The organism is Cupriavidus sp. C2SS-8b, from assembly GCF_057073745.1.
Genome location: NZ_CP172716.1, coordinates 2,832,602 through 2,852,091, shown reverse-complemented (window position 1 = coordinate 2,852,091; position 19,490 = coordinate 2,832,602). Strand labels below are relative to the sequence as shown.

Below are 19,490 nucleotides of genomic sequence, written 5' to 3'. Positions count from 1 at the left end.
ACGGCCCGCTCGATGCGGGCCGTTTTGCATGCTGACTTGCGGGCTGCTGCCTGTCAGCGCTTGCGCGCCGGCTGCATCACGGTGGGCAGCGCCTTGGGCAGGGTCTCCGGATAGTCGCGGCTGAAATGGAGACCGCGGCTTTCGTGACGCGAATACGCGCTATCGACGATCAACGAGGCGACCTCGACCAGATTGCGCAGTTCGAGCAGGTCGCGCGTGACGCGGAAATTCGCGTAGTACTCGGCGATCTCCTCGCGCAGCAGGCGGATGCGGTGCTGCGCGCGCTCCAGCCGCTTGCTGGTGCGCACGATGCCGACATAGTTCCACATCATGCGGCGCAATTCGTCCCAGTTGTGGGAGACCACGACTTCCTCGTCGGCGTCCGAGACGCGGCTCTCGTCCCAGGCCGGCAGCGTGAGATCCGGCAAGCCGGCCTTGTCCTGGCCTGCAATGTCGGTGGCGGCGGCGCGGCCGATGACCATGCACTCCAGCAGTGAATTCGATGCCAGCCGGTTGGCGCCGTGCAGGCCCGTGCAGGCGGTTTCCCCTACGGCATAGAGGTTGCCGATATCGGTGCGGCCCGCGGTATCGGTCACCACGCCGCCGCACGTGTAGTGTGCGGCCGGGACCACGGGAATCGGCTCGCGCGCGATGTCGATGCCCAACTCCAGGCAGCGCGCATGGATGGTGGGGAAATGTTCCTTGAGGAAGGCCTCGGGCTGGTGCGTGATGTCGAGGTAGACGCAGTCCAGGCCACGCTTCTTCATTTCGAAGTCGATCGCGCGCGCCACGACATCACGCGGCGCAAGTTCGGCGCGCTCATCGTGTTCGGGCATGAAGCGGGTGCCGTCAGGCAGCTTCAGCAGCCCGCCTTCGCCGCGCACGGCTTCCGAGATCAGGAAGGACTTGGCATAGGGGTGGTACAGGCAGGTCGGATGGAACTGGATGAACTCCATGTTCGACACCCGGCAACCCGCGCGCCACGCCATGGCGATGCCGTCGCCAGTGGCCGTGTCAGGATTGGTGGTGTACAGGTAGACCTTGCCGGCACCGCCGGCGGCCAGCACCGTGTGCGTCGCGGTGATGGTGCGAACCTCGCCGCTGCTGTCGTCGAGCACATACAGGCCGTAGCAGCGGTTGCCAGGTAGCCCGAGCTTGCGCGAGGTGATCAGGTCGACGGCGAACTGGTCTTCCAGGATCGTGATGTTCGGATGCTGGCGTGCCTGCTCAGACAGCGTGCTGACGACGGCATGGCCGGTCGCATCGGCGGCGTGGATGATGCGGCGACGGCTGTGTCCGCCTTCGCGGGTCAGGTGATAGCCGAGTTCGGCCTGTTCGTCCCGGGTGAACGGCACGCCGCGATCGATCAGCCACTGGATGGCTTCCCGCCCGTGCTCGACGATAAAGCGCGTGGCTTCTTCATCGCAAAGGCCGGCGCCGGCGACGAGCGTGTCCTGCGTGTGCTCGTCATGGCTGTCGCCTGAATCCAGCACCGCGGCAATGCCGCCCTGGGCCCAATCGCTGGCGCCATGCGTCATGGCGCGCTTGCTGAGGATGACAACCCGGTGGGTGTCGGCCAGTTGCAGCGCGACCGTGAGACCGGCCAGCCCGCTGCCTACGATGGCGACGTCGAAGTTCATGGTGCAGGAGGTGCCCGCGCGGGTGCGCGGCATTGGAGGGAAAGCTCGAAAGTCTACACCCCGGGGTGCCCTCACGCATCAGCGCCGTCGCTGGTGCAAGGGTCAAAAAGCGGTGCGGCTAGCCGTGCTGCGCGACATAAGCCGCGTTGGCGCCACAAAAACAAAAAAGCCCCGCGGTGGCGGGGCTTTCTGGCTGGAATCCGGATCAATTACTTGATCTTGGTTTCCTTGTAAGCGACGTGCTTGCGGGCGACGGGATCGAACTTCATGATCTCCATCTTTTCCGGCATGGTGCGCTTGTTCTTGGTGGTGGTGTAGAAGTGACCCGTACCTGCGGTCGATTCCAGCTTGATTTTGTCGCGGCCGCCCTTGCTTGCCATGATGTACTCCTAATTAGACTTCGCCACGTGCGCGCAGATCGGCGAGCACGGAGTCGATGCCTTTCTTGTCGATCAGGCGCAGGCCGGCGTTCGAGACGCGCAGGCTCACCCAGCGGTTTTCCGATTCAACAAAGAAACGACGATTCTGCAGGTTGGGCAGAAAACGGCGCTTGGTCTTGTTGTTTGCGTGGGAAACGTTGTTGCCGACCATCGGCGCTTTCCCGGTCACTTGACAGACGCGTGCCATGAAGCACTCCTAACTCTTCTATTCGTGGACAATGTTCGCAACAGATCAACAAAAGGCGCGCGGGCCCGGACTGCAGCGGATGAGACACAGCAAAACGGGCATTATAGACCGGATGCCGCCGATGAATCAATGCCTTCTGCACTCTGGTGTTGTATACCCCTCTGTAGTGCCGGGGGCATCACGTGGCGGACTTCAGTTGCCCGTGCTCGGCAAAGGAGTGCACATGGGTGCCCGCTACGACGAAGTGGTCGAGCAGCTGCACGTCGATCAGTGCCAGGGCGCGGCCAAGCATGCGGGTCATCTGCATGTCGCTCTGGCTTGGCGTGCACGACCCGGACGGGTGGTTGTGCGCGATGATGACGCTGGCGGCATTATGCGCCAGCGCGCGGCGTGCCACTTCCCGCGGATAGACCGCGGTCTGCGTAAGCGTGCCGCGAAACATCTCCTCGGTCGCGATCATGCGGTTGCGGGTGTCGAGAAACAGGCAGAGAAAGACCTCATGCGCGAGCGGGGCCAGCGTCATGCGCAGGTAGCTGCGTACCGCAGCGGGCGAATCCAGGCCGCGCGGCAGTTGCAATGACTCGGCCAGCATGCGGCGCGCCAGTTCGGGCACGGCCTGCAGCTGGGTGTACTTGGCTTCGCCCATGCCCCGCATGTCCACGACGGTTCGCGCATCGGCCGAGAACAGGCGGGTCAGCGAACCAAATCGGATTAGCAGATCGCGCGCCAGCTCCACCGCGCTCTTGCCCGTTGCGCCAACGCGCAGGACCACAGCCAGTAGTTCGGCGTCGGACAGGGCGGCAGCGCCGCAAGCCTGCAGCTTTTCTCGCGGCCGCTCGCAGGTAGGCCAGTTTGTGATGCTCATGTCTCAGGGATTAGTGGGCAGTGAGTGCGGTCAAGGCAAGGGTTGGATCGGCAGGGCGCCCGGCAGCCCAGTCGAATACAATACGGGTTGTTCCCTGGTTGATCACCCATGAATTTGCAAACATTTGCGTCGGATGCCGACGGCGGCGCAGCTGGCCGCAAGACGGTCCAGGCCGACTCGTTCCTGACCCTCCATTACAGTCTCTCTCTCGAAAACGGCACCGAAGTCATGAGCACGTTCGAGGACAAGCCCGCCACGCTGCTGCTCGGCCAGGGTCAGTTCGCCCCGACCCTGGAGCAGGCGCTGCTCGGCATGCCCGAGGGCGAGCGCACGACCTATCGCCTGGCACCCGAGCAGGCGTTCGGCCCGCGCAACCCGGAGCTGCTCCAGTGGGTCTCGCTCGCCACGCTGCGCGAGAACAGTTCGTTCGAGGAAGACTACAGCCCGGGCGACCTGGTCGAGTTCAACGCGCCCGGCGGCGGCAAGTACGCCGGCGTCCTCAAGGAGTTCGGCGACACGGCGGCGCTGTTCGATTTCAACCATCCGCTGGCCGGGCAGACCATCCTGTTCGATGTGCAACTGATCGGGATCCTCTGATATTGCAGCATGCCTGACCTGACTATCGCCCCCGATGCCGAGATCCTGATGGCGCAGCCGCGCGGCTTCTGCGCCGGCGTTGACCGCGCCATCGAGATCGTCGAGCGCGCGCTGGCGCGCTTCGGGGCGCCAATCTATGTGCGTCACGAGATCGTCCACAATGCCTATGTCGTGGCGGACCTGCGCCGCAAGGGCGCCGTGTTCGTGCGCGAGCTGGACGAGGTGCCTGCCGGCGCCACCGTCATCTTCAGTGCCCACGGGGTGTCCAAGGACGTCCGGGCCGAGGCCGCCGAGCGCGGCCTCAATGTGTTCGATGCGACTTGCCCGCTGGTGACCAAGGTCCATGTGGAAGTGGGCAAGATGCGCGCGGAGGGCTGCGAGATCGTGATGATCGGCCATCGCGGGCATCCGGAGGTCGAGGGCACGATGGGGCAGGCCGAGGGCGGCATGCTGCTGGTCGAGTCGGTGGCGGATGTCGCCGGCCTGGCGGTAGCCGATCCCGCGCGCCTCGCCTACGTGACGCAGACCACGCTGTCCGTGGACGAGACGCTCGAGATCGTGGCGGCACTCAAGGCACGCTTCCCCCTGATCCGCGAGCCCAAGAAGCAGGACATCTGCTATGCCACGCAGAACCGCCAGGACGCCGTGAAGTTCATGGCGCCCCAGGTGGACGTGGTGATCGTGGTGGGCAGCCCCAACAGTTCCAACTCGAACCGGCTGCGCGAGCTGGCCGCGCGCCTCGGCGTGCCGGCCTATATGGTGGACGCGCCGGAGCAGGTGCGCCCCGAATGGGTCGCCGGCAAGCGTCGCATCGGCCTGACCGCGGGCGCTTCGGCGCCCGAGGAACTTGCCCAGTCCATCGTCGCGCGCCTGCGCGAACTCGGCGCGGGCCGTGTTCGTGCCCTGCAAGGCATTGAAGAAAACATGGCCTTCCCGCTTCCGCGCGGCCTGCAGGCCGCTATCCCGGCCGGCGTTACCGCCTGACCTGCCTGGCGCCGCGTCCTGCGGCGCCTGTTTCCCTGCTTCGTTCCCCGCTTCGCTTTCCCCGCCGGGTCCGCCCTGCGTGCGCGGGCGTACCGACATTTCGCTCCCGCTGGCCGGATGCTTTTATCGTCACAACGATAATCTTTGAAATTCAATCCACAAAAAGCATCTTAATACGCCCCTTTAAGGTGCACTCATTACGTGCCTGTTTGGATGGGCAGACAAATCAGGGTAATCCCCGTAACTGGGGTTTTCCCTATTATGGTGCGGCGCTACATTCTGCACATTAGATAGCGGTGCATGGATTTGCGAATGAAATGCCTAATTAATACGGATGGATTATGTATGGCCTCAGGCGCGTAGATTTCATTGGAGAGAGGAAGCAGGCACGGTTCTTGTAAGGAATGGCGTTGACGCCGCCCGGTGATCAGGAATTGCCCCAATCTGTGCATTGGGGAAATTCCCTAGCTCGATTGGCGGGTAATTCGTCCAGGTTGTTGCGTCGCGTATTGCATCGCCGAAGAAAGGGGATACAATGCGCGCGTTTCAAATTGAAACTAACCAAAGGCGGTACGGGGAGACGTCCGGGAGGCGTCGCAAATCCCCGTTTTGTGAATCCCTAGGAGATCACTCATGCAAATCTCGTTTGCCAAGATTCTGCCGATTGCGGCCGCAGTGGCGCTCGTTGCAGCTTGCGGCAAGAAAGAAGAAAAGCCGGTTGAACCGTCGGCATCGGCTCCTGCTGCTGCCGCTCCGGCCGCAGGTGGCGGTGAAGTTGTCGTCAAGATCGGTCACGCGGCTCCGCTGACCGGCGGTATCGCCCACCTTGGCAAGGACAACGAAAACGGCGCCCGCCTTGCCGTGGAAGAAGTCAACAAGAAGGGTCTCGAGATCGGTGGCAAGAAGATCAAGCTGGAGCTGATTGGCGAAGACGACGCGGCCGATCCGAAGACCGGCACCGCCGTGGCCCAGAAGCTGGTCGACCAGAAGGTCGTGGCCGTGGTCGGCCACCTGAACTCGGGCGTGTCGATCCCGGCGTCGAAGATCTACAGCGATGCCGGCATCGTCCAGATCTCGCCGTCGTCGACCAACCCCGACTACACCAAGCAGGGCTTCAAGACGACCTACCGCGTAGTCGCCACCGACGCCCAGCAAGGTCCGGCGCTGGCCAACTACGCCGCCAAGAGCCTGCACGCCAAGAGCGTGGCCATCGTCGACGATGCCACCGCCTACGGCAAGGGCCTGGCCGACGAGTTCGAGAAGACCGCCAAGGCGGCTGGCGTGAACGTGGTGGCGCGTGAAGCCACCAACGACAAGGCCACCGACTTCAAGGCCATTCTCACCAAGATCAAGGGCAAGAAGCCGGACGTCATCATGTACGGCGGCATGGACGCCACCGGCGGCCCGTTCGCCAAGCAGGCCAAGGAACTGGGCATCTCGTCCAAGATCGTTGGCGGCGACGGCGTCTGTACCGACAAGGTGGCCGAGCTGGCCGGCGATGCCGTGTCCAACATCATCTGTTCCGAGGCAGGCCTGGCCCTGTCGAAGATGGAGAACGGCGCCGACTTCGAGAAGCGTTACCAGGCTCGTTTCAATGCCCCGGTGCAGATCTACGCACCGTTCACGTATGACGCCGTCATGGTCATCGTGGACGCCATGAAGCGCGCCAACTCGACCGAGCCGGCCGCCATCCTGGCCGAAATGCCCAAGACCAACTACAAGGGCGTGATCGGCAACATCGCCTTCGACGAGAAGGGCGACATGAAGGAAGGCACCATCACGCTGTACGAGTACAAGGACAAGAAGAAGTCCGTTCTCGACGTCGTGAAGATGTAATTTGGGCTTACCGGCCCATCCGAACGGCACCGTGAGTATTTTGCGGTGCCGTTCTTTTTAGCCTCGCCTAATGTAGAAGCATCCTTACCAAGGATGGAACAGGGCAGGCCGCTTACCAGCAACCCACCACACTCACCTACCCATCTCGCACCATGGTCCCTCCGGCATCCACACCATGCCGTAAGAACCGGGGCTGAAGCAGGAGTTTTCATGGATATCTTTATCCAGCAGATCGTGAACGGTCTGGTGCTCGGCAGCATTTATGCGCTGATCGCACTGGGCTACACCATGGTCTACGGCATTTTGGGCATCATCAACTTCGCCCACGGCGACGTCCTGATGATTGGCGCGCTGACCGCTTTGTCAGCGATCCTGGGGCTGCAGAAATTCGCGCCCGGGCTGCCCGAGTGGCTGACGCTGGTGATTGCCACCCTCATCGCCATGCCGGTCTGTGCTGTACTGGCCTATTCCATCGAGCGGATCGCCTACCGGCCGCTGCGCAACGCGCCGCGCCTGGCACCGCTGATCACCGCCATCGGCGTGTCCATCATCCTGCAGACCGTGGGCATGCTGATCTGGTCGCGCAACCCGCTGACCTTCCCGCAGCTGCTGCCCTCCGACCCGATCGACATCGGCTCCACCGGCGCCACCATTACCGGCAAGGAAATGGTCATCATCGGCCTGGCCGTGATGGTCATGGCCGGCCTGCTGGCACTGGTCAACCGCACCAAGCTGGGCCGCGCCATGCGCGCCACCGCCGAAAACCAGAAGGTTGCCGGCCTGATGGGCGTGAACCCGAACTTCGTCATCTCCGCCACGTTCATGATCGGCGCGACGCTGGCCGCGCTGGCTGGCGTGATGATGGCCACCAACTATGGCAACGCCCACTTCTACATGGGCTTCATTCCCGGCCTGAAGGCGTTCACCGCCGCCGTGCTGGGCGGCATCGGCAACCTGGCCGGCGCCATGGTCGGCGGCATGCTGCTGGGCCTGATCGAGGCACTGGGCGCCGGCTATATCGGCGACCTGACCAACGGCGTCTTTGGTTCCAACTACCAGGATGTCTTTGCGTTCATTGTGCTGATTACCGTACTTGTGTTCCGTCCGTCCGGCATCATGGGCGAACGCGTGGCTGACCGTGCCTGAGGGGAGCGAATCCATGAATACTCCGATTCCATCCACGGCCGCCGTCGCTGCGCCGTCCAAAGTTCCGGCGAAGACCCTGGCCGCGCTGGTGGGCTTCCTGGTAATCGCCCTGTGCGCCCCGTTCTTCGTCCAGACCCTGGGCGGCAACTACTGGGTGCGCGTGCTCGATTTCGCGCTGCTGTACATCATGCTGGCGCTGGGCCTGAACATCGTGGTGGGCTTTGCCGGCCTGCTCGACCTGGGCTACATCGCGTTCTACGCGGTGGGCGCCTACATGATGGCGCTGCTCGGCTCGCCGCACCTGGCCAACCAGTTCGAGTGGATCCACCAGTTGTTCCCCAACGGGCTTCACCTGTCGATGTGGTGGGTCTTGCCGATCGCGATCCTGGTGGCCGCCACCTTCGGCGTGCTGCTCGGGGCGCCGACGCTCAAGCTGCGCGGCGACTACCTGGCCATCGTGACGCTGGGCTTCGGCGAGATCATCCGTATCTTCATGAACAATCTGGACCGCCCGCTGAACATCACCAACGGGCCGAAGGGGATTACCGCGGTGGACCCGGTCCATATCTTCGGCTTCGATTTCTCGAAGACGCACGAGATCCTCGGGCTGAAGTTCTCACCGGTGTTCATGTACTACTACCTGCTGGTAGCGCTGGTCATCGTGATCGTGTTCGTGTGCTTGCGGTTGCAGAACTCGCGTATTGGCCGTGCGTTCGTCGCCATTCGCGAAGACGAGATCGCCGCCAAGGCGATGGGCATCAACACCCGCAACATCAAGCTGCTGGCCTTCGCCATGGGCGCGTCGTTCGGCGGCGCCTCGGGTGCGGTGTTCGGCGCGTTCCAGGGCTTCGTGTCGCCGGAATCGTTCACGCTGTGGGAATCGATCTACGTGCTGGCGATCGTGGTGCTGGGCGGCATGGGCCATATCCCGGGCGTGATCCTGGGCGGCATCCTGCTGGTCGGCTTCCAGGAACTGCTGCGCGTGGTGGCCGAGCCGATCCAGACCGGCATCTTCGGCCACGTGATCGTCGATGCGGAAGTCCTGCGCCAGCTGCTGTTCGGCCTGGCCCTGGTCGGTGTCATGCTGTATCGCCCGGCGGGCATCTGGCCGTCGCCGCGCAAGGAAGATCGCCCCGTCGCACGCCGCGCGGGCAGCGTCGGCCGTTTCTGACCAGGAGGACAACATGAGCAATAACAATTTCCTCCTGTCGGTACAGGGGGTGAACAAGCGTTTCGGCGGCCTGCAGGCGCTGTCCGAGGTTGGCCTGGAGATCAAGCCGGGCGAAATCTACGGCCTGATCGGCCCCAATGGCGCCGGCAAGACCACGTTCTTCAACGTCATCACGGGCCTCTACACGCCCGATTCCGGCGAATTCGTGCTGGGCGGCAAGCCCTACCAGCCGACCGCCGTGCATGAGGTGGCCAAGGCCGGCATCGCGCGTACGTTCCAGAACATCCGCCTGTTCGGCGACATGACCGCGCTCGAGAACGTGATGGTCGGACGCCACGTGCGTTCCAAGGCCGGCCTGTTCGGCGCGATCTTCCGTCCGCCGGCGGTGCGCCGCGAGGAAGAGGGCATCGAGGACCTGGCGCATGACCTGCTCGACTATGTCGGCATCGGCAAGTACGCCAACTTCACCTCGCGCAACCTGTCGTACGGCCACCAGCGCCGGCTGGAAATCGCCCGCGCGCTGGCGACGGAACCCAAGCTGCTGGCGCTGGACGAACCGGCTGCCGGGATGAACGCGACCGAGAAAGTGGAGCTGCGCGGCCTGCTCGAGAAGATCAAGAACGATGGCAAGACCATCCTGCTGATCGAGCACGACGTAAAGCTGGTGATGGGTTTGTGCAACCGCCTGACCGTGCTGGACTACGGCAAGGTGATCGCGCAAGGGCTGCCGCATGAAGTACAGAGCAACCCGGCGGTGATCGAGGCTTACCTGGGTTCGTCGGCGCACTGAGGCGGGAGGACAGCAATGAAACAGACAGTACTGAAGATCTCCGGCCTGAAGGTTGCCTACGGCGGCATCCAGGCCGTCAAGGGCATCGACCTCGAAATCAACGATGGCGAACTGGTGACGCTGATCGGCGCCAACGGCGCCGGCAAGACCACCACCATGAAGGCCATCACCGGCCTGCAGGGCTGGTCCGGCGGCGATGTGGAGTACATGGGCAAGTCCATCAAGGGCGTGCCCAGCTACGCGCTGCTCAAGCGGGGCCTGGCGATGGTGCCGGAAGGGCGCGGCGTGTTCGCGCGCATGACCATCACCGAGAACCTGCAGATGGGCGCCTATACCCGCAACGACGACACCAAGATCAAGGACGATGTCGATCGCATGTTCGGCATCTTCCCGCGCCTGAAGGAGCGGGCCAACCAGCTGGCGGGCACCATGTCGGGCGGCGAGCAGCAGATGCTGGCCATGGCGCGCGCGCTGATGAGCCAGCCCAAGGTGCTGCTGCTCGACGAGCCGTCGATGGGCCTGTCGCCGATCATGGTCGAGAAGATCTTCGAAGTCGTGCGCGACGTCTCGGCGCAGGGCGTGACCGTGCTGCTGGTCGAGCAGAACGCGCGCCTGGCGCTGCAGGCCGCGCATCGTGGCTACGTGATGGAGTCGGGCCTGATCACGATGAGCGGCGAGGCGAAGCAGATGCTGGATGATCCCAAGGTTCGGGCGGCGTACCTGGGCGAGTAAAGCGCTCGGCAGCAACAAAAAGCCCCGCGAAAGCGGGGCTTTTTGTTTTGAGGCGCAATGATCAGGCCAGCTTCTTCAGCAGCGTACGCAGCATCCCGATCATCTGGTCGATCTCTTCGCGCGTCACGTTCAGTGCCGGCATGAAGCGCAGCAGGTTGGCGCGCGGCGCGTTCAGCAGCATGCCTTCCGGTCCCATGTCGCGGGCTTCCTCGACCAGTTGCGGGCCGATGTCCTTGCCGAGTTGCAGTGCGCGCAGCAGGCCTTCGCCGCGTTCGCCTTCCAGGCCGAATTCGCTGCACAGCGCCAGCAGCTGTTCCTTCAGGTACTCGCCCTTGGCGTTGACGTCGTCAAGGAAGCCGGGCGCGGTCAGCTGTTCGATCACCGCGCTGCCCACGGCCGTCATCAGCGGGTTGCCGTTATAGGTGCCGCCCTGGTCGCCGGCTTCGAAACTGGCGACTTCGGCCTTGCACAGCAGCGCCGACAGCGGCACGCCGCCGCCAATACCCTTGCCCAGCGTCATGATGTCCGGCTCGACGCCCGACAGCTCGTAGGCGAAAAGCGTGCCGCAGCGGCCACAGCCAGTCTGCACTTCATCGACGATCAGCAGCAGCTTGTGCTTGTCGGCCAGCGCGCGCAGGCCTTGCATGAACTCGCGCGTGGCGGGGATCACGCCGCCCTCGCCCTGCACCGGCTCGAGCATGATGCCGACAGTCTTGTCGTTGATGAGCTTTTCCACCGAGGCCAGGTCGTTCAGGTCGGCCTTCGGGAAACCTGAAACCTGCGGCGCGAAGATGGTGTCCCAGCCGGCCTTGCCCGATGCGCTCATGGTGGCGAGCGTGCGGCCATGGAAGCTGTGGTCCATGGTGATGATCTCGAACGCGCCGTTCTTGTGCTTGCGGCCCCATTTGCGCGCGAGCTTGATCGCGCCTTCGTTGGCTTCGGCGCCGCTGTTGGCGAAGAAGACCTTGTCGAAGCAGCTGTGGTCGGTCAGTTGCTTCGCCAGCCTGATCATCGGCTCGTTGTAGAACGCCGGGCTCGGGTTGATCAGCTTGCCCGCCTGCGCGACCACGGCGTCGACCATGCCCTGGTTGGAGTGGCCGAGGCAGTTCACTGCCCAGCCTTGCACGAAGTCCAGGTATCGCTTGCCGTTGTGGTCCGTCAGCCAGGAACCCTTGCCCTCGGTGAAGACGAGCTCGGGCCGGTTGGTGATGTACATCAGGGATTGAACGGGATACTCGGCAAATGCCATGGCGGACTCCAGGGGTCGGCGTAAATCGTTAGACGGGATGGCGAAAGGACAAACAGGTCGAAACCCGGAAGGGCACGGCCCAAAGCAAAAAGCCACGGGGGTTGCCCGTGGCTTGTTGACCTGAACAGACGCTGTCGACGGTCAGCCGCGCGGCACCCCGGTGGGGAGCATCGTACGGAAACTGCGTCGGATCATGGCGGCGTTCATGCGGGCAAATATAAGACGCATGGCCCCCGGTGTCAAAACGAATTTTGGCGTTCGGGGGCATTGTTGCGCTGACGGAACGGCCTTGGCTGTCCGCTTCAGGCAGCCGGAGCGGCCGCGTGCATGTCGGCCTCGGACGTGAACGAGTCCGCGAAGAACGCGTCTTCGTGCAGCTTGCATTGCTTCGTGAAGTCGGTGCGGGCGGCGTTGATCATCACCGGGGCGCCGCAGGCGTAGACCTCGTGGCCGGACAGGTCCGGGTGGTCCGCGATCACGGCCTGGTGGACGAAGCCGGTGCGCCCGCTCCAGTTGTCTTCCGGCAGCGCGTCGGAGATGACCGGCACGTACTGGAAGTTGGGCAGGTCGCGCGCCCACTGCTCGCACAGCGCGTGCATGTACAGGTCTTTCGGCCGGCGGCCGCCCCAGTACAGCGTCATCGGGCGCGTGATGCCGGTGTAGGCGGCGTGCTCGACGATGGCCTTGATCGGTGCGAAGCCCGTGCCCGAAGCCAGCAGGACGATCGGCGCTTCGGAATCTTCACGCAGGAAGAAGCTCCCCAGCGGGCCTTCGAAACGCAGAATGTCGCGCTCCTTCATGGCCGGTGCGCCTTCCTTGGCGCCGAACACGTAGTCGGTGAACGCGCCGCCGGGCATGTGGCGGATATGCAGTTCGATCGGGCCATCCTCATGCGGCGGCGTGGCGATCGAATAGCTGCGGCGCTTGCCGTCGCGCAGCAGGAATTCCACGTACTGGCCCGCCAGGTACTGCATGCGCTCGGTGGCGGGCAGTTGCAGCTTGATGGCGATGACATCGTCGGCCAGGCGTTCCAGCGAGGTGACGCGGCACGGCACCTTCTTGATGGGGATGTCGCCCGCGCCGTGGACCTCGCGGCTTTCGATGGTGATGTCCGAACTGGCGTTGGCGCAGCAGAACAGCGCGCGGCCCTCGGTCTTTTCCTGGTCGGTCAGCGCGGCGGGGGCGTGGTCGCCCTGTACGATCGTGCCTTCCAGCACGCGGCCCTTGCACGAGCCGCATGCGCCGTTCTTGCAGCCGTAGGGCAGGCCGATGCTGTGGCGCAGGGCCGCGCCCAGGATGGTTTCATCGGCAGCCACTTCGAACTTGTGGCCACTGGGCATTACGGTGACTTGATAAGCCATAATCGATCTATGAGCGAAATTCTTAAGAAGCTGCAGCCATCGCGCCGTCCGGGCCCTGCCGTTCGCCTGGGCCGCCCGCGCCTGCTGATCGTCGGGTGCGGGGATGTGGGGACGCGCTGCCTGCGAATCCTGTCGGCGCGCATGCGTGTCTTTGCCGTGACGTCGCAGCCGGCGCGCCGGGCCGAACTGCGTGCCGCCGGCGCGGTGCCGCTGGTCGCGGACCTGGACCGGCCCGCCACGCTGGCACGCCTGCGCGGCCTGGCGGATCGCGTGCTGGACCTGGCGCCGCCACCCGGATCGGGTGAGGGCGATCCCCGCACACGCGCCTTGCTCGCCACCCTGCGCCGCACCGCCTGGCGCCGCGCCCGGGCGCACGCCGGCGAGCCCGTCATTCTACCCGAGCGCCGCAGGGCCCGTCCGGCCTTCGTCTATGCCAGTACATCGGGGGTTTATGGCGACCGGGCCGGCGCCCGGGTGGCCGAATTCGCCGGCGTTCGCCCGCAGACTGCGCGGGCGCGTCGCCGCGTGGCGGCCGAGCGCACCGTGCGCGAGTTCGGGCGTGCCGGGAACTGGCGCACCAGCATCGTGCGTATTCCGGGCATCTATGCCGAGGACCGCCTGCCGCTGGCGCGCCTGAAGCGCGGCACGCCGGCGCTGGCACCGCAGGACGATGTCTACACCAGCCACATCCACGCCGACGATCTCGCACGGACCATGGTGGCGGCACTGTTCCGCGGACGGCCGCAGCGCGTGGTCCATGCGAGCGACGACACCGAGCTGCGCATGGCGGACTATTTCGACCTGGTGGCCGACCGCCGCGGCCTGCCGCGGCCGCCGCGCATCACGCGCCAGCAGGCCCGTGAAGTGATCGAACCTACGCTCCTCAGCTTCATGAGCGAATCGCGCCGCCTCGACAACCGGCGCCTGAAGCGCGAACTGCGCCTGCGGCTGCGCTATCCCACCGTCTCGTCCTTCTTCGACGCCTGAGTCGCAAGACTGCGCGCCGTGCCGTTTCAGGCACGGCGCTTGCATTTCCATCCGCCGCATCTTTCCTGTCTATACAGCGATTGACTTTTTGCCCCGCGACCGTGCATCGGCTGCGATTGCCCAAGGCTGGTTCGTCGCGCACTTTGTGTCGCAGCTCGCCACGGAAGTGCGCAAATCGATGCCTGACGTATGGCATGCCTCGGGCAACTACTACATTGACTTGTATATACAGGATTGTAAAATCCCCCGGACACGAGCAGTGCCACAAGCATGGCGCCGCCGCTGACGGACAAACCAAAGGAGCTTACCGATGAGGATTCAGAGCCGGATTGCAGGTCAGGCCGCCATGCGCGTGGCCCGTGCGTCGCTGCTGGCAGCCGTTGCCATGGCCGGGGCGGCCCACGCCCAGACCACGCAGGTCACGCTCGGCATGAGCGGCTGGACCGGCTTCGCGCCGCTGACGCTGGCCGACAAGGCAGGAATCTTCAAGAAGCATGGCGTCGATGTGGACATCAAGATGATTCCGCAGAAGGATCGGCATCTCGCGCTGGCCTCCGGCGCGATCCAGTGCGCGGCCACCACCGTGGAAACGCACGTCGCCTGGAACGCCAACGGCGTGCCGATCACGCAGATCGTGCAGCTCGACAAATCCTATGGCGCCGATGGCCTCGCCGTACGCGGCGACGTCAAGGGCTTTGCCGACCTGAAGGGCAAGACCATCGGCGTGGATGCGCCCGGTACCGCGCCATACTTCGGCCTGGCGTGGATGCTGAAGAAGAACGGCATGACGCTCAAGGACGTGAAGACCACCACGCTGTCGCCGCAGGCGGCCGCGCAGGCCTTCGTCGCCGGCCAGAACGACGGCGCCATGACCTACGAGCCCTACCTGTCCACCGTTCGCCAGAATCCGGACAAGGGCAAGATCCTGGCCACCACGCTCGACTATCCGATGGTGACTGATACGCTTGGCTGCGCGCCCAAATGGCTCAAGGACAATCCCAAGGCTGCGCAGGCGCTGGTCGACAGCTACTTCGAAGCGATCGAGATGATCCAGAAGGAGCCCGGGAAGTCCAACGAGATCATGGGCGCCGCGGTCAAGCAGACCGGCGAGCAGTTCGCGAAGTCCTCGGCCTACCTGCGCTGGCAGGACCGCGACGCCAACCGCAAGTTCTTCTCGGGCGAGCTGGCCAGCTTCAGCAAGGAAGCCGCCGGCGTGCTGCTCGACATCGGCGTGATCCGCCAGGTGCCGGACGTCACCGCGCTGTACGACGCGCGCTTCCTCAAGTAAGCAAGGGGCCGATGTCATGGCGCAAGTTCAAGTGAGTTCCGCAGCGCCGGTCGCCATGGCGGCGAAGGCGGCACCGGCGCGCCGCCGGCATCCGTGGCTGTCGCCGCTGGTGCCGGTGTCGCCGCACGCGCGCTGGGTGCTGGGCCTGTCGTTCTTCGTGCTGTTCTTCGCGGTCTGGGCCGTGGTCACGCTGGGCGGCTTCGTGCCGCGCACCTTCCTGGCCGATCCGCTGACGATGGCGCGCGAAGGCATGACCCTGTTCGCCGAGTACAACTTCATCGGCGATATCGGCATGACCGTGTGGCGCGTGCTCGGCGGCTTCGTGCTGGCGGCGGTGCTCGCGGTGCCGCTGGGCATCCTGATGGGCGCGTACAAGGCGGCCGAGGCGTTCTTCGAGCCGTTCGTCTCGTTCTGCCGCTACCTGCCGGCCTCCGCCTTCATTCCGCTGCTGATCCTGTGGGCTGGTATCGGCGAGACGCAGAAGCTGCTGGTGATCTTCATCGGCTCGTTCTTCCAGATCGTGCTGATGGTCGCCGTCGCGGTGGGCGGTGCGCGCAAGGACCTGGTGGAAGCCGCCTATACGCTCGGCGCCAACAGCCGCGGCATCGTCAGGCGCGTGCTGATTCCCGGCGCTGCGCCGGAGATCGCCGAGATCCTGCGGCTCGTGCTGGGCTGGGCATGGACTTACGTGATCGTCGCGGAACTGATCGGCTCGTCCTCGGGCATCGGCCACATGATCACCGACAGCCAGGCGCTGCTGAATACCGGCCAGATCATCTTCGGCATCATCGTCATCGGCTGCATCGGGCTGGTGTCGGACCTCGTCTTCAAGCAGGCCAACCAGCGCCTGTTCCCGTGGAGTTCGATCTGATGAGCGCACTGTCCATCCAGCAGGTCTCGCGCACCTTCGCCAACCCGCGCGGCGGCCAGACCCAGGCGCTGCTGCCGGTCGATTTCGAGGTGCGCGACAACGACTTCGTCACCATCCTCGGCCCATCGGGCTGCGGCAAGTCCACGCTGCTGCGCATCGTCGCCGGACTCGACACGCCAACGAACGGCACCGTGCTGCTCGACGGCCAGCCGGTCAGCGGGCCGGGCGCCGACCGCGGCATGGTGTTCCAGTCCTACACGCTGTTCCCGTGGCTGACGATCGCGCAGAACGTGCGCTTCGGCCTGCGCGAGCGCGGCATGAGCGAAACCGAGCAGCGCGAGCGCAGCGACTTCTTCATCCAGCGCGTGGGCTTGCGCGGCTTCGAGCACCACTACCCGAAGCAGCTCTCGGGCGGCATGCAGCAGCGCACAGCGATTGCGCGCGCGCTGGCCAATGATCCCAAGATCCTGCTGCTCGACGAGCCGTTCGGCGCGCTCGACAACCAGACCCGCGTGCTGATGCAGGAATTGCTGCTCGGCATCTGGGAAGCTTCGCGCAAGACGGTATTATTCGTGACCCACGATATCGACGAGGCCATCTTCATGGCCAACCGGGTGGCGGTGTTTTCCGCCAGGCCGGGTCGGATCAAGAGCGAGATCGCGGTCGATTTTCCGCATCCGCGCCATTACACGATCAAGACGTCGCCGGAGTTTTCCGCGCTCAAGGCGCGGCTGACCGAGGAGATCCGCGCCGAGGCCATGGCCGCGGCCGAGCACTGAACACCATGAACCACGCCGTCGGCCAGGGGCCAGCCACTTCCGCTTCGAACTCTCCCACCGCGCTCTACCAGCAGGTCAAGGAGTACATCGCGCGCCAGATCCAGAGCGGCGCGTGGCAGCCGGGCGACCGGGTGCCGTCGGAGCAGGAGCTGGTGAACCGCTTCGGCGTATCGCGCATGACCGTCAACCGCGCGCTGCGCGAACTGTCCGAGCAGGGCAGGGTGGTGCGCGTGGCCGGCGTGGGCACATTCGTGGCCGAGCACAAGCCGCAGTCCACGCTGCTCAGCGTGGTCAACCTGCAGGACGAGATCCGCATGCGCGGGCATGACTATGCCTGCGACGTGATCCTGGTGGAGCGGGTGGCCGCATCGATCGAAGTGGCTGCGGCGCTGGAGTTGCGCACCGGCGAATCGGTTTTCCATTCGGTCTGCGTGCATCGCGAGGACGGCGTGCCGGTGCAGCTCGAAGACCGATACGTCAACCCGCGCGTGGCACCGGACTTCATCAGCCAGGATTTCACCGGCATCAAGCCTGGCGAGTACCTGCTGCGCAATGTGCCTTATGACCAGGTCGAGCACGTGGTCGACGCCATTTCCGCGACGCCCGACCAGGCCGCGCAACTCGAAATGCCGCCGACGCAGCCTTGCCTGATGCTGACCCGGCGCACCTGGACCAACGGTGTGCCGGTGACCTTTGTGCGTTGCCTTCACCCGGGCAACCGCTACCGCCTCGGCAGCCGCTTCCGCGCCGACGGCAATCCCGCCTTCGGCTGATTTCGCACTGAGTTCGGACAGAAGCCAACCAACCCAACCCCATTTTGTTCTAAGCTGTATAGACAGGAACATACAAGACAGGATCCACTCATGACCGCCAGCCAAACCACACTAGCCTCCCGCCCGTTGCTGACCCTGCATCCGGGCCAGGTCACCCTGGCCGACCTGCGCCGCATCTATCGCGGCGAAGTGCGCGTGGCAATGGCCGACTCGGCCTGGGCCGGCGTGCGTGCCGCGCAGGCCACCGTGCAGGACATCATCGACGCGGACGCCGTGGTCTATGGCATCAATACCGGCTTCGGCAAGCTTGCGCAGACGCGCATCCCCCATGACAAGCTGGCCACGCTGCAACGCAACCTGGTGCTGTCGCACAGCGTCGGCACGGGCCCGGACCTGGCCGAGGACACGGTGCGCCTGATCCTCGCCATCAAGGCGGTGAGCCTGGCGCGCGGCCATTCGGGCGTGCGTCCCGAGCTTATCGAAGCGCTGCTGGCGCTGGCCAACCACGGCGTGACGCCGTGCATCCCAGGCAAAGGTTCCGTAGGCGCTTCGGGCGACCTCGCGCCGCTGGCCCACATGTCGTGCACGTTGATCGGCGTCGGCGATGTCATTGTCGATGGCCGCCGCGTACCGGCCGCCGAAGGGCTGGCGGTTGCCGGTCTGTCCGTTTTCGAACTGGGTCCGAAGGAAGGCCTGGCGCTGCTCAATGGCACGCAGGTATCGACCGCGCTGGCGCTGGCGGGTTTGTTCGCCGCCGAAGATGCCTTCGCGGCCGGCCTCGTGGCCGGGGCGCTGTCGCTGGAAGCGATCAAGGGCTCGGTCAAGCCGTTCGACGCGCGCATCCACGAAGCGCGCGGCCAGGCTGGCCAGATCGCCGTGGCCGGCGCGACGCGCGCGATGCTGGACGGCAGCGAGATCGTCGATTCGCACAAGGCCTGTGGCCGCGTGCAGGACCCGTACTCGATCCGCTGCCAGCCGCAGGTGATGGGCGCCTGCCTGGACAACCTGCAGCACGCCGCGCGCATCCTGCGGATCGAAGCGAATGCCGCCTCGGACAACCCGCTGGTTTTCTCCGCGCAGGGCGACGTGATCTCCGGCGGAAACTTCCACGCCGAGCCGGTCGCGTTCGCCGCCGACATCATCGCGCTGGCGATCGCCGAGATCGGCGCGATCTCCGAGCGCCGCCTGGCGCTGCTCTTGGATACGGGCTTGTCCGGCCTGCCTCCGTTCCTCGTGCGCGATGGCGGCCTGAACTCGGGCTTCATGATCGCGCAGGTGACGGCAGCGGCGCTGGCATCGGAGAACAAGTCGCTGGCGCATCCGTCGAGCGTGGACAGCCTGCCGACGTCGGCCAATCAGGAGGATCATGTGTCGATGGCTACCTACGGCGCGCGCCGGTTGGGCGACATGGCGGCCAATACCGCGGTGGTGGTTGGCATCGAGGCGATGGCGGCCGCGCAAGGCATTGAATTCCATCGGCCGCTGAAATCATCGCCGCTGATCGAAAGCGAGCTGGCCCGCATCCGCGCGCGCGTGGCGTTCGTGGAAGCGGACCGGTACCTGGCACCGGATATTGAAGCGATGAAGCAATGGGTGGTGCAGGGCGATGCTGGGGCGGGGTGGCCTGCTGCGGTTCGGGAAATTTTGCCGACTAACGCAGGTTGATGCGCCGGCCCTCTCCCCGCCCCTCTCCCGCTTGCGGGAGAGGGGCGGGGAGAGGGCAAGCGCTTCCACGTGCAATGACGTACCAAGTGACAGCAGCCTGATTGATCGCGCCAACAGCGCTTTCCAAGG

General features: G+C 64.9%; 19 protein-coding genes. 13 read left to right on the top strand and 6 right to left on the bottom strand.

All coding sequences use genetic code 11. The features are described from left to right. Positions 1-53: 53 nt before the first annotated feature. The 4 genes from nadB to radC all read right to left on the bottom strand — a co-directional run bounded on the left by nadB (position 54) and on the right by radC (position 3,132). Complete coding sequence (gene nadB, locus ACIGJB_RS13195; RefSeq protein WP_483732323.1) at positions 54-1,640, bottom strand: L-aspartate oxidase; 1,587 nt, start codon at positions 1,638-1,640, stop codon at positions 54-56. A 209-nt stretch (positions 1,641-1,849) separates the two neighbouring features. Beyond that, positions 1,850-2,020, bottom strand: a complete 171-nt coding sequence (rpmG, locus tag ACIGJB_RS13190; protein WP_010814980.1) for a 50S ribosomal protein L33 — start codon at positions 2,018-2,020, stop codon at positions 1,850-1,852. 13 nt (positions 2,021-2,033) lie between these two features. Then, positions 2,034-2,267 carry a 50S ribosomal protein L28 gene (rpmB, locus tag ACIGJB_RS13185; protein ID WP_006575661.1) on the bottom strand — a complete coding sequence of 78 codons (234 nt, stop codon included), beginning with the start codon at positions 2,265-2,267 and terminating at the stop codon, positions 2,034-2,036. A 178-nt stretch (positions 2,268-2,445) separates the two neighbouring features. Next, positions 2,446-3,132 (bottom strand): RadC family protein, encoded by a 687-nt coding sequence (gene radC, locus ACIGJB_RS13180; protein ID WP_483730235.1) that lies wholly within the window; start codon positions 3,130-3,132, stop codon positions 2,446-2,448. A gap of 108 nt (positions 3,133-3,240) precedes the next feature. Here radC and ACIGJB_RS13175 point away from each other — a divergent pair, with 108 nt between their 5' ends. The 7 genes from ACIGJB_RS13175 (at position 3,241) to ACIGJB_RS13145 (ending at position 10,388) form a co-directional block, all read left to right on the top strand. Then, positions 3,241-3,729 (top strand): FKBP-type peptidyl-prolyl cis-trans isomerase, encoded by a 489-nt coding sequence (locus ACIGJB_RS13175; protein WP_483730234.1) that lies wholly within the window; start codon positions 3,241-3,243, stop codon positions 3,727-3,729. 9 nt (positions 3,730-3,738) lie between these two features. Then, a complete protein-coding gene (gene ispH, locus ACIGJB_RS13170) occupies positions 3,739-4,713 on the top strand; it encodes a 4-hydroxy-3-methylbut-2-enyl diphosphate reductase (RefSeq protein ID WP_483730233.1) in 975 nt (324 codons plus the stop codon). A 633-nt stretch (positions 4,714-5,346) separates the two neighbouring features. Next, positions 5,347-6,549 carry a branched-chain amino acid ABC transporter substrate-binding protein gene (locus ACIGJB_RS13165; RefSeq protein WP_483709123.1) on the top strand — a complete coding sequence of 401 codons (1,203 nt, stop codon included), beginning with the start codon at positions 5,347-5,349 and terminating at the stop codon, positions 6,547-6,549. Between the two features lie 210 nt (positions 6,550-6,759). Further along, complete coding sequence (locus tag ACIGJB_RS13160; protein ID WP_483730232.1) at positions 6,760-7,695, top strand: branched-chain amino acid ABC transporter permease; 936 nt, start codon at positions 6,760-6,762, stop codon at positions 7,693-7,695. Between the two features lie 13 nt (positions 7,696-7,708). Continuing rightward, on the top strand, positions 7,709-8,866 hold the full coding sequence (locus ACIGJB_RS13155) for an ABC transporter permease subunit (protein ID WP_483730231.1): 1,158 nt from the start codon (positions 7,709-7,711) through the stop codon (positions 8,864-8,866). Between the two features lie 13 nt (positions 8,867-8,879). Continuing rightward, positions 8,880-9,656, top strand: a complete 777-nt coding sequence (locus ACIGJB_RS13150) for an ABC transporter ATP-binding protein (RefSeq protein WP_483730230.1) — start codon at positions 8,880-8,882, stop codon at positions 9,654-9,656. A gap of 15 nt (positions 9,657-9,671) precedes the next feature. Next, positions 9,672-10,388, top strand: coding sequence for an ABC transporter ATP-binding protein (locus ACIGJB_RS13145; protein WP_483730229.1), 717 nt, complete (start codon positions 9,672-9,674; stop codon positions 10,386-10,388). Between the two features lie 61 nt (positions 10,389-10,449). Here the strand turns inward: ACIGJB_RS13145 and ACIGJB_RS13140 are convergent, their stop codons facing one another. Continuing rightward, positions 10,450-11,637, bottom strand: coding sequence for an acetylornithine transaminase (locus tag ACIGJB_RS13140; RefSeq protein ID WP_483730228.1), 1,188 nt, complete (start codon positions 11,635-11,637; stop codon positions 10,450-10,452). A 302-nt stretch (positions 11,638-11,939) separates the two neighbouring features. Next, positions 11,940-12,998, bottom strand: coding sequence for a CDP-6-deoxy-delta-3,4-glucoseen reductase (locus ACIGJB_RS13135; protein ID WP_483730227.1), 1,059 nt, complete (start codon positions 12,996-12,998; stop codon positions 11,940-11,942). A gap of 9 nt (positions 12,999-13,007) precedes the next feature. Between ACIGJB_RS13135 and ACIGJB_RS13130 the strand changes: the two genes are divergently transcribed. The 6 genes from ACIGJB_RS13130 to hutH all read left to right on the top strand — a co-directional run bounded on the left by ACIGJB_RS13130 (position 13,008) and on the right by hutH (position 19,361). After that, on the top strand, positions 13,008-13,985 hold the full coding sequence (locus tag ACIGJB_RS13130) for an NAD-dependent epimerase/dehydratase family protein (RefSeq protein WP_483730226.1): 978 nt from the start codon (positions 13,008-13,010) through the stop codon (positions 13,983-13,985). A 310-nt stretch (positions 13,986-14,295) separates the two neighbouring features. After that, positions 14,296-15,273 carry an ABC transporter substrate-binding protein gene (locus ACIGJB_RS13125; protein ID WP_483730225.1) on the top strand — a complete coding sequence of 326 codons (978 nt, stop codon included), beginning with the start codon at positions 14,296-14,298 and terminating at the stop codon, positions 15,271-15,273. 16 nt (positions 15,274-15,289) lie between these two features. Beyond that, entirely contained in the window at positions 15,290-16,144 is an 855-nt protein-coding gene (locus ACIGJB_RS13120) for an ABC transporter permease (RefSeq protein ID WP_483730224.1), read from the top strand. Further along, complete coding sequence (locus tag ACIGJB_RS13115; protein ID WP_483730223.1) at positions 16,144-16,923, top strand: ABC transporter ATP-binding protein; 780 nt, start codon at positions 16,144-16,146, stop codon at positions 16,921-16,923. Before ACIGJB_RS13120 ends, ACIGJB_RS13115 begins: the two co-directional genes overlap by 1 nt. A 5-nt stretch (positions 16,924-16,928) precedes the next feature. Then, positions 16,929-17,696: a histidine utilization repressor gene (gene hutC / locus ACIGJB_RS13110; RefSeq protein ID WP_483730222.1), complete on the top strand. Its 768-nt coding sequence runs from the start codon at positions 16,929-16,931 to the stop codon at positions 17,694-17,696. A gap of 90 nt (positions 17,697-17,786) precedes the next feature. Further along, the gene (hutH, locus tag ACIGJB_RS13105; protein WP_483730221.1) at positions 17,787-19,361 is read left to right on the top strand and encodes a histidine ammonia-lyase; all 1,575 of its coding nucleotides are present in this window, start codon (positions 17,787-17,789) and stop codon (positions 19,359-19,361) included. Positions 19,362-19,490: the final 129 nt, after the last annotated feature.

Excerpts from the sequence above, each read along its gene's own strand:
- nadB (WP_483732323.1), bottom strand. The coding sequence starts at position 1,640 with ATGAACTTCGACGTCGCCATCGTAGGCAGCGGGCTGGCCGGTCTCACG.
- rpmG (WP_010814980.1), bottom strand. The coding sequence starts at position 2,020 with ATGGCAAGCAAGGGCGGCCGCGACAAAATCAAGCTGGAATCGACCGCA.
- rpmB (WP_006575661.1), bottom strand. The coding sequence starts at position 2,267 with ATGGCACGCGTCTGTCAAGTGACCGGGAAAGCGCCGATGGTCGGCAAC.
- radC (WP_483730235.1), bottom strand. The coding sequence starts at position 3,132 with ATGAGCATCACAAACTGGCCTACCTGCGAGCGGCCGCGAGAAAAGCTG.
- ACIGJB_RS13175 (WP_483730234.1), top strand. The coding sequence starts at position 3,241 with ATGAATTTGCAAACATTTGCGTCGGATGCCGACGGCGGCGCAGCTGGC.
- ispH (WP_483730233.1), top strand. The coding sequence starts at position 3,739 with ATGCCTGACCTGACTATCGCCCCCGATGCCGAGATCCTGATGGCGCAG.
- ACIGJB_RS13165 (WP_483709123.1), top strand. The coding sequence starts at position 5,347 with ATGCAAATCTCGTTTGCCAAGATTCTGCCGATTGCGGCCGCAGTGGCG.
- ACIGJB_RS13160 (WP_483730232.1), top strand. The coding sequence starts at position 6,760 with ATGGATATCTTTATCCAGCAGATCGTGAACGGTCTGGTGCTCGGCAGC.
- ACIGJB_RS13155 (WP_483730231.1), top strand. The coding sequence starts at position 7,709 with ATGAATACTCCGATTCCATCCACGGCCGCCGTCGCTGCGCCGTCCAAA.
- ACIGJB_RS13150 (WP_483730230.1), top strand. The coding sequence starts at position 8,880 with ATGAGCAATAACAATTTCCTCCTGTCGGTACAGGGGGTGAACAAGCGT.
- ACIGJB_RS13145 (WP_483730229.1), top strand. The coding sequence starts at position 9,672 with ATGAAACAGACAGTACTGAAGATCTCCGGCCTGAAGGTTGCCTACGGC.
- ACIGJB_RS13140 (WP_483730228.1), bottom strand. The coding sequence starts at position 11,637 with ATGGCATTTGCCGAGTATCCCGTTCAATCCCTGATGTACATCACCAAC.
- ACIGJB_RS13135 (WP_483730227.1), bottom strand. The coding sequence starts at position 12,998 with ATGGCTTATCAAGTCACCGTAATGCCCAGTGGCCACAAGTTCGAAGTG.
- ACIGJB_RS13130 (WP_483730226.1), top strand. The coding sequence starts at position 13,008 with ATGAGCGAAATTCTTAAGAAGCTGCAGCCATCGCGCCGTCCGGGCCCT.
- ACIGJB_RS13125 (WP_483730225.1), top strand. The coding sequence starts at position 14,296 with ATGAGGATTCAGAGCCGGATTGCAGGTCAGGCCGCCATGCGCGTGGCC.
- ACIGJB_RS13120 (WP_483730224.1), top strand. The coding sequence starts at position 15,290 with ATGGCGCAAGTTCAAGTGAGTTCCGCAGCGCCGGTCGCCATGGCGGCG.
- ACIGJB_RS13115 (WP_483730223.1), top strand. The coding sequence starts at position 16,144 with ATGAGCGCACTGTCCATCCAGCAGGTCTCGCGCACCTTCGCCAACCCG.
- hutC (WP_483730222.1), top strand. The coding sequence starts at position 16,929 with ATGAACCACGCCGTCGGCCAGGGGCCAGCCACTTCCGCTTCGAACTCT.
- hutH (WP_483730221.1), top strand. The coding sequence starts at position 17,787 with ATGACCGCCAGCCAAACCACACTAGCCTCCCGCCCGTTGCTGACCCTG.